This window comes from Pseudonocardia kujensis (assembly GCF_021283305.1).
Lineage (GTDB): Bacteria > Actinomycetota > Actinomycetes > Mycobacteriales > Pseudonocardiaceae > Pseudonocardia > Pseudonocardia kujensis.
This window is the reverse complement of the sequence record NZ_JAJSOK010000125.1, coordinates 1-9,831: the sequence shown is the minus strand read 5'-3', so window position 1 is coordinate 9,831 and position 9,831 is coordinate 1. Positions and strand designations below refer to the sequence as shown.

Annotated in this window: 9 protein-coding genes; 3 read left to right on the top strand and 6 right to left on the bottom strand. The window is 73.5% G+C overall.

Annotated elements, in window-relative coordinates:
* Together LWC35_RS38185 and LWC35_RS38180 are read left to right on the top strand one after the other, a co-directional pair.
* The coding region (locus LWC35_RS38185) for a YncE family protein (RefSeq protein ID WP_232875458.1) at window positions 1-1,258 on the top strand (1,258 nt) is incomplete at its 5' end.
* Window positions 1,259-1,800: 542 nt separating this feature from the next.
* Window positions 1,801-2,055, top strand: a complete 255-nt coding sequence (locus tag LWC35_RS38180; protein WP_232875456.1) for a hypothetical protein — start codon at window positions 1,801-1,803, stop codon at window positions 2,053-2,055.
* 11 nt (window positions 2,056-2,066) lie between these two features.
* Here LWC35_RS38180 and LWC35_RS38175 read toward each other — a convergent pair whose 3' ends face one another.
* The 6 genes from LWC35_RS38175 to LWC35_RS38150 all read right to left on the bottom strand — a co-directional run bounded on the left by LWC35_RS38175 (window position 2,067) and on the right by LWC35_RS38150 (window position 9,265).
* Window positions 2,067-2,867, bottom strand: a complete 801-nt coding sequence (locus LWC35_RS38175; protein WP_232875454.1) for a hypothetical protein — start codon at window positions 2,865-2,867, stop codon at window positions 2,067-2,069.
* Window positions 2,868-3,193: 326 nt separating this feature from the next.
* Window positions 3,194-4,393 carry an ROK family transcriptional regulator gene (locus LWC35_RS38170; RefSeq protein ID WP_232875453.1) on the bottom strand — a complete coding sequence of 400 codons (1,200 nt, stop codon included), beginning with the start codon at window positions 4,391-4,393 and terminating at the stop codon, window positions 3,194-3,196.
* Entirely contained in the window at window positions 4,390-5,829 is a 1,440-nt protein-coding gene (locus LWC35_RS38165; RefSeq protein WP_232875451.1) for a sugar ABC transporter permease, read from the bottom strand. Before LWC35_RS38165 ends, LWC35_RS38170 begins: the two co-directional genes overlap by 4 nt.
* Window positions 5,826-6,602: an ATP-binding cassette domain-containing protein gene (locus LWC35_RS38160; protein ID WP_232875449.1), complete on the bottom strand. Its 777-nt coding sequence runs from the start codon at window positions 6,600-6,602 to the stop codon at window positions 5,826-5,828. Before LWC35_RS38160 ends, LWC35_RS38165 begins: the two co-directional genes overlap by 4 nt.
* A 78-nt stretch (window positions 6,603-6,680) precedes the next feature.
* Window positions 6,681-7,829 carry a sugar ABC transporter substrate-binding protein gene (locus tag LWC35_RS38155; protein ID WP_232875447.1) on the bottom strand — a complete coding sequence of 383 codons (1,149 nt, stop codon included), beginning with the start codon at window positions 7,827-7,829 and terminating at the stop codon, window positions 6,681-6,683.
* Window positions 7,830-8,359: 530 nt separating this feature from the next.
* Complete coding sequence (locus LWC35_RS38150; protein ID WP_372463177.1) at window positions 8,360-9,265, bottom strand: EamA family transporter; 906 nt, start codon at window positions 9,263-9,265, stop codon at window positions 8,360-8,362.
* A gap of 301 nt (window positions 9,266-9,566) precedes the next feature.
* On the opposite strand from LWC35_RS38150, the gene LWC35_RS38145 reads away from it, so the two are divergent.
* A complete protein-coding gene (locus tag LWC35_RS38145) occupies window positions 9,567-9,755 on the top strand; it encodes a DUF7455 domain-containing protein (protein ID WP_037050289.1) in 189 nt (62 codons plus the stop codon).
* The last annotated feature ends 76 nt before the right edge of the window (window positions 9,756-9,831 follow it).

Here is a 9,831-nt window from a genome sequence, read left to right as displayed (position 1 = left end):
GCCGTACGCCGGGGGCCCCAACGGACCGACCGGGCCGGGGGGTCCCGGTGGCGGCAGCGGCGGTGGTGGGGGCGGCGGCTTCGGGGGCGGGACCCCCGGTGGCGGCGCGCCGCCCCCCGGTCCGCCCGAGCCGTCCGAGCCCTCCGGCGGCGGACGCAAGGCCCTGATCGTGGGGCTCGTGGTGCTGGTCCTCCTGGCCGCCGTCGGCGGGGTCGGCTGGTTCGCCGCGAAGCAGTTCGGACTGGTCGGGAGCACCGCCGGCACGAGCACGTCGGTCGCGGGCGGGAGCGGTTCGAACGAGGAGATCCCGCCGGCCGCCGACGCGTCCAAGCCCCAGATCGCCACCAGCGTGCCGATCCCGTCGCTGGGCTCGACGATCCCCGTGGGCAAGACCCCCGGCTACATCGCGCTGTCGCCCAACGGCCGGCTCGCGTACATCGCCAACCGCAACGCCGGCGTCGTCACCGTGGTGGACACCTCGGTCGACAAGGTGATCGCGACGATCCCGGTGGAGGCCGGGCCGCCCCAGTACCTGGCCTTCGCGCCGGACGGCAAGCGCGTCTACGTCTCGATCTTCAACGACCAGAAGACGGTCAACGTGGTCGGCGTGCTCGACACGACCAGCAACTCGATCACCTCGACCATCCCGGTCGGCACCCGGCCGTTCGCCCTCGCCGTCACGCCCGACGGGTCCAAGCTCTACGTGCCCAACCACGACTCCGGAACCGTCAGCGTGATCGACACCGCGAGCAGCAGCCTGATCCACGACATCAAGGTCGCACCGAACCCGCACTGGGTGGCGTTCTCGCCCGACGGGAAGACGGCGTACACCGCCAACCACGAGTCCGGCGTCATCTCGATCATCAACACGGCGGACGACTCCGTGACCGGCGAGGTCAAGGTGCAGGTCAGCCCGCACAGCCTCGAGGTCTCGCCGGACGGCAGGTGGGTCGCCAACGTCAACTACGACAGCGACTCCGCGACCGTCATCGACACGAACACCCAGCAGGTCGTCGCGACGGTGCCGGTCGGGCACAAGCCGCAGGACGTCGCCTGGGCGCCCGACGGCCGGTTCCTCTACGTGACCGGGGTGGAGGGCGACAACCTCACGGTGATCAACGCCCAGAGCTGGGGCGTCACCGCCACCCTGCCGACCGGGGACGCCCCGACCAGCCTCGCGGTCACCCCGGACGGGAAGAAGGCGTACATCACCAACCTCAACAGCGGCACCCTCACCGAGGTCAACCTGACCGGCTGACCCCGGCGCCGTCACGGCCCCACCGCCGACCGGCCCCTCCGACGGGCTCCCGGCCCGCTCTCCCGCGAGTCGCGAGTTCCGCCGGCGCGAGTCGCGAGTTCCGCGGGCCCGAGTCGCGAGTTCCGCCGGCGCGAGTCGCGAGTTCCGCGGGCCCGAGTCGCGAGTTCCGCCGGCGCGAGTCGCGAGTTCCGCCGTCGCGAGTCGGGGTGTGGGCTGGCTCCCGCGAGTCGGCGGTCTCGGCCGACCGAGTTGCACCCGGAGTCGATCCCGGCGCTTGCGTCCGGTACTCCGTGGGTCGGCGCCGGGTACCGCGATTCGGGGGGTTTCGCCGATCCGCGCGGTCGCTTGCGTTCAGACCCTCGGGTCGCGGGTATCGCTGCAGCGGTTCTGGCGCGGGGGGTCACCCCCACCCCGGTCGGCGGGTCGGCCCCGGTAGGAGTGGGGCCAGCGTCCTCGTCGCCGGGTCGGCCCGGCGGGATGCTTCTTCTCGTTCGACACCGACACCGGGAGGGCCCCGGCGCCAGGACGGAAGGAGAAGCACGATGTCCGCTCAGACCGCTCAGCTCGCTCTCGTCACCGGCACCGGCACCACGGCGCTCTCCCACCGGGACCGCGCCGTCCTGCGCGCCGTCGAGGCCGGCCGCGTCCGGTTGTCGGGGGGCTCCGCCCTCCTCGTCGACGGGCTGTTCCTCGCCGACCCCTTCGCCGCCCCGCGCCTCACCGACGCCGGCCTCATCGCCGACGCCGACGGGTCCGTCGCCCTCACCGAGTCCGGCCGCGCACTACTCGCTGCGTGACGGCCCGCGCACTACTCGCTGCGTGACAGCCGCGCCCCTTCGGCCGCGCCGGGGACCGCCCGCGAGGACCTGCCGAGCTCCTCACGATCCTCCGCCGCCCCGCTCCCGCTCTCGCGATGCGCGGCGAACCGGGTGGCCTGCCACTTCCCCAGCTCACGGATCCCCCACGCGACCAACGCCGCGAGGGCGAGCCCCACGCCGACGGTCCACGCCGCGTTCGCCGCGGGCGACCGCGTCCCGGGCAGGCCTGCCACGGCGTCCCGTGCCGCCTGGTCGTGGTCGTGATGGCCGGCCGGGGCTGCCGGGGCCGGCGGTAGCGGGGCTCCGTACGGGAGCGCGAGGGCCGCGTGGGCGGGCGGGGGCCGCCCGGGCGCGACCAGGTCCGACCATTCGGCGACGACGCCGGAACGGCTCGTCTGCGTCGCCCGGAACCGCACGGGACCCGCGCCCTCGGGCATCCGGCCCACGCGCAGCACGAGGTCCACGGGCTCGGCCCCGACCGTTCCGCCCTTCCACTCGACTCCCGTCGCCGTGCTCGTGGCCTGCCATCCCGGTGGCGCCGACGGCCGCGGGTCCTCCAACGGGCGCGCCGTCGGCAGGTCCACCCGCAGCGCGACGACCGGGTCTGCGGGGTCGTCGTTGGTCACCCGGAACGTCACGACGACGTCGCGGGCGCCGGGGTCGCTGTGGTCGGGCGAGAGCGTGACGTCGGCGGCCGCGGCACCGGCGAAGACCGTGCCGAACCCGACGACCGCCAGGATCAGCAGCAGGGCGCGCCGGAGCGGGACGACGGCCCCGCCGATCCCCCGCATGCCCGTCCCCTCGCGCCCGTACCGGAGGCTCGGCCCCGACGGCCGGCCGTTACCGCACCTCACGTGCCCGGGATGACGGTGGGCGCTCGGCGGCCCCCGGTCAACCTCCCGCGAGTCGGCGATTCCGGGCCACCGAACCGCACATGTCGGGAGACGACGGGTATGGCCAACTCGGCCACCCCGAACCGCCGACTCCCGGGGCAGCGCAACGTGCCGAAGCTCGGAGCCCGACTCGCGTGAGTTCAGAGCTCGAGTTGCGGGAGCCCAGCCCGACCCGCGTTGCAGGAACTCCCGAGTCGCGGGGAGTCGGGGCGGGTGTGGTACTGCTACACCGCGCCGAGGACCGGTTCGAAGGCGAGCTCGGCGGCGCCGACCAGCTTGCCGTCCCGCCCCAGTGGCGAGACGGCGACGCGGGTGCGGCCGGCGGCGCGGCTGACGAGGCTGCGGCGGTGGAGCTCGTCGCGGATCCGGTCGACGAGCGGGGTGGGGAGGGCGGCGAAGAGGTCGCCGAGCACCACGAGCTCGGGGGCCAGCATGTTCACGGCCGTGACGAGGCCCGTGACCAGCCACTCCCCGAACTCGGCGAGCAGGTCGAGCCGGCCGGGGTGGGACTCGAGGTCCCGCAGCTCGGCCACCAGGACGCCGCGGGGGGTGTCCTCGGGCAGCCCCAGCGCCCGGCAGAGCGCGGGCTCGCCGACCTCGGTCTCCCAGCAGCCCTGCTCGCCGCAGAAGCACGCCCGCCCACCGGGCCGGACGATCATGTGCCCGATCTCGCCGACGTACCCGCCGGACCCCCGCAGCGGCACCCCGCCGACGATGACCCCGCCGCCCACACCGACGTCGGCGGACAGGTAGAGCAGGTCGGAGGCGTCCCGCGCCGCCCCGCGGACGTGCTCGGCGAGGGCGCCCAGGTCGCCGTCGTTGCCGACGGTGGTGGGCGAGCCGAGCACCGCGGCGAGCCGGCTGCCCAGGGCGATCTCCCGCCAACCGAGGTTGGGGGCCTCGTGGACCAGGCCGTCGGCCCGCCGGATCACGCCGGGCACGGAGATCCCGACCCCCTGCTCCCGGACGCCCAGCTCGTCGCGCAGCAGCTGGGCCGACTCGGCGATGTGCGTGATCACCTCGCCGGGCAGCCGGGTCGTGCGGTGCAGGTTCCAGCTGTGCCGGCCGAGGATCTGCCCGCCGATCCCGACCATGGCCATCGCGACCTGGTCCACCCGGACGTCGACGGCCAGGACGACCGCGGCCTGCGCCTCGGGCAGGACCAGCAGGGACGGCCGCCCGGCGCCGGTGCGCTGCGCCGGGACGGCCTCCGTGACGACGCCCGCCTCCGCCAGCCCGTCGACCACAGCCTTGATCGTGCTGCGGTTGAGCCCGAGCTCGCTCGCCAGTGTCGCGCGGGTGCAGGGCCCCTCGACGTGCAGGCGCCGCAGCAGCGCGGTCCGGTTGTGCCGGCGCGCGTCGTCGGGACGGGTGCCGGAGGTCGGGACCGAGCGGACTTCTCGCTCGCGGGCTCGCTCGGTCACCTCCCGGCGGCCGCCGACTTCCGCCGGGACAGGACGTCGACGCCGGCCGCGAGCAGCAGCACCAGGCCGGTGATGATGAAGACCACCGCGGCCGGCTGCTTGAGCAGGCCCAGCCCGTTCTCGACCGTCGCCAGCACCGCACCGCCGATGACGGCGTTGGACACCCGGCCCCGCCCGCCGAACAGCGACGTCCCGCCGATCACGGCCGCGCCGACCGCGAACAGCAGTGTGTTGCCGCCACCGGCCGCGGGCGAGACCGACCCGACCTTCGACGAGTAGACGATCGCGCCGATCGCCGCGAACGCCGAGCTGATCACGAACACGGCCGCCCGGATCCGGACGACGTCGATGCCCGCCCGGCGGGCCGCCTCCCGGTTGCCGCCGACGGCGTAGACGTGCCGGCCGAACCGCGTGCGGTCGAGGACGTAGGTCCCCAGCACGAGGAGGACCAGGACGATCGGCACGACATAAGGGATACCGGAGATCGCGATGACCCCCGGCGACCGGTCCTGGGTGAGCAGGAAGGTCGCCACCGCACCGAGCACGACGACGGCGCCGACCTTGATCAGGACCAGCCCCGTCGGCTGCGCCACCAGGCCCTTGTGGAGCCGGGCGCGCTGCTGGAGGAGCTTGACCGCCGCGTACCCGCCCGCCGCGACGACGAACAGCACCCACGAGCCGACCGTCGACAGGTTGCCGTTGGCCACGGCGTTGATCACCGGGTCGCGCAGGCCCAGGGTGCCGCCGTCGCCGATGAGCTGCAGGATCACGCCCTGCCAGGTGATGAACAGGGCGAGGGTGACGACGAAGCTGGGCATCCCCACCCGGGCGACGAGGAAGCCGGTCAGGCACCCGACGACCACGCCGACGCCCACCGCGAGCAGCATCTCGATCCACGGGTTGGCCGGCACGCCGACCAGCAGGATCGCTGCCGTCAGCACGCTCACCACCGCGCCGGCCCACACCCGCACCCAGATCGCCAGCGCCGCGGCGACGAGCATCGCGACGATCAGCACCGCGAAGACGAACCCGCCCATCGCGCCGAGCATGTTCCCGCCGCTCACGAGGTGCAGCGCCATGAGCGCCGCCGCGAGGCCCGACGCCGTGCCCGCGGCGAGGTCGATCTCACCGGTGAGCAGCACGAACACCAGGCCCATCGCGATGATGGTCCGGCCGGCACCCTGCTGGAGGAGGTTCGCGAGGTTCAGCAGGCTGGGGAAGGTGCCGCCGGAGTCGAGGATCGTGAACAGGACGAACAGCGCGGCGAGGCCGAGCAGCGCGGGCAGCGAGCCGAGCTCGCCGTTGCGCAGGCCCCGGAGGTAGCCGCGGATCGCCTCGCCCGTGGTGCGGGCGGTGGTGTCGATGCCGAAGTCGGCCGCCCGGTTGCCGGGGCCGGCCTTCTCGGCGGCGGACTTGTGCGTCTCGGGTGCGGTCACTGCCCGACCACCCCTTCCGGTCGGGCCAGCCCGAGGTCCCCGGACCGGCCTGCGGTGATGAGCTCGACGACCTGCCCGTGCGTGACGTCGCGCGTGGGCACCTCGGCCACCATGCGGCCGAGGTAGAGGGTGGCGATGCGGTCGGCGACCTCGAACACGTCGGCCATGTTGTGGCTGATCAGGACGACCCCGATGCCCTGCTCGGCGAGCCGGCGGACGAGGTCGAGCACCTGCCGGGTCTGCGCGACGCCGAGCGCCGCGGTCGGCTCGTCGAGCAGCACGACCCGGGAGTCCCAGAGGACGGCCTTGGCGATCGCGACGGTCTGCCGCTGGCCGCCGGAGAGGGAGGCCACCGGGGTCCGCACGCTGGTGACGGTGCGGACGGACAGCGAGGCCAGGGTGCGCCGCGCCGCCTGCTCCATGTCGGCCTCGTCGAGCAGCCAGGGCCTGCCGCGCTCCCGGCCGAGGAACATGTTCTGGACGATGTCGAGGTTGTCGGCGAGCGCGAGGTCCTGGTAGACGACCTCGATCCCGAGCCGCGACGCGTCGGAGGGGCTGTGCAGCGCGACGGGGTCGCCGTCGAAGAGGATCTCGCCGCCGTCGATCGGGTGGATCCCGGCGACGCACTTGACCAACGTCGACTTGCCGGCGCCGTTGTCGCCGACGAGCGCGGTCACCTCGCCGGCGCGCACCGTCAGGTCGACGTCGTGGAGCACCTGCACCGCGCCGAAGCTCTTCGACACGGACCGCAGCTGCAGGATGGGTTCGGACATGCGGACCTCCATGCGGGGGCGCGCGGCCGGGACGGGTGCCGAGGGTCGGCTCCCTTCGCGGCCGCGCGCCCGGCTCCGTTACTTGATGCCGGCCGCGTCGCAGGCGGCCTGCGTGGCCTGCACGCAGATCTCGCCGGCCTTGACGTAGCCCGCGTCCGTCACCGTCTTCACGTTGTCCTTGGTGATCAGCTGCGGGGTGAGCAGCACGGACTTGACCTCGCGGTTGCCCTTCGGGTCGTCCACCGTCTGGGTCGCCGTCTGGTCCGCGGTGGCGGTGTCGCCCTTGGCGAGGGCCGCGGCGAGCTTGGCGGTCGCGTCGGCCTCCTCCTGGATCGGCTTGAACACCGTCATGTACTGGTCGCCGCGCAGGATGGCCTGCAGGCCGTCCGCCGTGGCGTCCTGGCCGGTGACGGCCACCTGGCCGTTGAGCCCGTACTTGGTCAGCACGGTGACGATCGCGCCCGCCAGGCCGTCGTTCGCCGCGACGACGCCGTCGACCTTGCCGCCGTTGCCGGTGAGCAGCTGCTCGAAGGTCTGACCGCCGACCTGGTTGTCCCACTTGTCGATGGCCTGGTTGGCGACGAGCTTGAGCTGGCCGGCGTCGTACATCGGCTTCAGCACGGTCTGCTGGCCGTTGTAGAAGAGGGTCGCGTTGTTGTCGGTGGGCGCGCCCTCGATCTGGATGACCTGCGCGCCCTGCTTGCCCTGCAGCGCCTGGGCGAGGCCCTGGCCCTGCAGCGCGCCGACCTTCTCGTTGTCGAAGGACACGTAGTAGTCGCTCGTGCCGCCGAGGTTGAGCCGGTCGTAGTCGATGACCGGGATGCCCTGCGCCTTGGCCTTGGCCGCGACGGCGGAGCCGCCGTCGGAGCTGATCGACGCGATGACCAGCACCTTCACGCCGCTGGAGATCATCCCGTCGGCCAGGGTCGAGAACTTCTGCTCGTCGCCCTGCGCGTTCTGGATGTCGGGGTCGAGCCCCGCGGCGCGCATGGCCTTGTCGAGCATGGGCTTGTCGAAGCCCTCCCAGCGCGCCGACGTGTCCGTCTCCGGGAGGATGACGCCGACCTTGACGCCGCCGCTGCTCGGCGCGGCCGAGCCGCCGGACGAGCCGCCCGAGGAACCGCCGGAGCTGTTCGCCCCGCACGCGGTGAGGGTGAGGACCAGCCCCAGTCCCAGCGCCGCGATCATCTTCGGCGCACCACGCAGCGCCGACCTGCCTACCCGCATCCGCCCTCCACCTCACTGTGGGCCCGGTGCCTGTCGACATCGGGTGAATGTTGTGGGCGACAACGTATGCGGCCGAAGTCTGTGATGCAAAGCATGCTGGATCGGTCAAGGTTCCTCGGGATCGTCACGATTCGGTCTCGCCGGGCGGTGTTTGTTGTCGCAGTGCCGATTCTCGTCGCACCGTGTCACGGGTCCGTCTCCCTCGGTGAGGCACGAAGCGCGCTGCGCGAGCGGGCCGCGTGGCGGACGGGACGGCCCGCCCTCACCGTCGAGGCCCGCACCGCCAGTTGCGCCACTCGGGCGCGGGCCGGCGGGGTGAGCGCTTCCGGCCCGACGACTACGGGTCGACCGGCCCCCGACCTCGCCGACCGGCGTGCTCCGTCCGGGAAGGTTCACGCTCCGTATCACCCCGAGCGGCCGCACCTCCGCTCCCGACGCGGCCGATGTCGCGCGAAGGGACCACCACCGGATCGAGTGGTCTTCACTCGGGCGGCCTCCTGGCGACGACGGACGGTGACCGACCCTGGTCGTCACTCTCCGTGACGAGGGGGCGCCTCCCGGGGCAGCTGGACGACCTCGGGTGCGCGGTCCCCGTCCCGCGACCGCAGCGCCACCGCAGCGATGACGGCGGCGATCCCGACGGCCTCGGCCGCGCCCGGGAGCTGCCCCAGCGCCAGGAAGCCGATCACCGTCGCGGTCGCCGGGAGCAGGGCCAGGAGCACCGCGAACCGGCCCTGCCCGACCCGCCGCAGCACCACCTGGTCGAGGCCGTACGGGATCACGCTGGACAGCACGCCGACGCCGACGGCCAGCAGCACCACCACCGGGTCGGCGAGCGGCGCGAGGCCCGCGGCGCCGTCGAGGAACAGCACCGGCGAGCACAGGACGGCCGCGACGGTGAAGCCGACGGCCATGTCGTCGACCCCGTTCCCGGCGGTCGCCACCCGCTTGCCGAGGAGGATGTAGGCGGCCCACATGACGGCCGCGGCGAGCGCCCACAGGACCCCCGAAGGGCTGCCCGACCAGCGCACATCCGCGATGAGGGCGACCCCGCCCGCGGCCAGCACCACGGCCCCGACGTCCCGGGGCCGGCGCGAGAGCGCCGCCGCCACCGCGACGGGCCCGCAGAACTCCAGCGCCACCGCGGTGCCGAGCGGCAGCCGCGCGATGGCCTCGTAGAACGCGGCGTTCATGAGCGCCGTCGCCAGCCCGAACGGGATCGACCGGCGCAGCCGCGCGGGCCGCCAGGCCGCCCCGTGCGGACGCCGCCAGGCGAGCAGCACCAGGCCCGCGCCCAAGATCCGTAACACTGCGACGGCCGCGGGCGACAACCGGTCGAACACTCCGACCGCGAGGGCGGCCCCGACGTACATCGAGGCGCCCCCGACGACGAAGAGCACGGGCGCCGGGACCCGGCGGGTCGGGCTCGACGTCACGACCCCACCCCCGGTTGCGCTCCGTAGCCGCGAGGACCCGACTGTTTACACGCCACACCTTGCGGTGTCACACCGCGCACCGCATCATTCACTCGTAGTCAACTGAATCCGTGTTCGTCATCGGACCGCCACCGCCTCGACGGTCACCCGACCCCGAAAGGTCGATCTGTGATTGTCGTCGCGACACGGGACGGGAACACATGCAGGGGTAGTGAACGTCTGCAAGAGTGGGCGCACCGCGCGAGCGGTCGTCACAGCAAGCGACACCGGGAGACCGGTGTCGAGACGGAGGGAGACCGCTATGCAGCCTGGAACCCTGACCCGGCCCGAGTTGACCCTCGCCGACCGCTGTGACCGCTGCGGAGCGGCCGCAAAGGTTCGTGCCGTGCTGCCTTCCGGCGGCGAGCTCCTGTTCTGCGGACACCACGCGCGTGCGCACGCCGACAAGCTGCGCGAGCTCGAGGTGGACGTCCAGCAGGGTGCCGAGTAGGCACGAGTGATGGGCGATCGGCGACTCCCCTCGCCGGTCATGTGAGCGTCGTCGAGAGGGCCCGCCCCCCCGGGTG

What these genes read in the sequence shown, in the direction of transcription:
- LWC35_RS38180 (WP_232875456.1), top strand. Translation starts at nt 1,801, where the DNA reads ATGTCCGCTCAGACCGCTCAGCTCGCTCTCGTCACCGGCACCGGCACC.
- LWC35_RS38175 (WP_232875454.1), bottom strand. Translation starts at nt 2,867, where the DNA reads ATGCGGGGGATCGGCGGGGCCGTCGTCCCGCTCCGGCGCGCCCTGCTG.
- LWC35_RS38160 (WP_232875449.1), bottom strand. Translation starts at nt 6,602, where the DNA reads ATGTCCGAACCCATCCTGCAGCTGCGGTCCGTGTCGAAGAGCTTCGGC.
- LWC35_RS38155 (WP_232875447.1), bottom strand. Translation starts at nt 7,829, where the DNA reads ATGCGGGTAGGCAGGTCGGCGCTGCGTGGTGCGCCGAAGATGATCGCG.
- LWC35_RS38145 (WP_037050289.1), top strand. Translation starts at nt 9,567, where the DNA reads ATGCAGCCTGGAACCCTGACCCGGCCCGAGTTGACCCTCGCCGACCGC.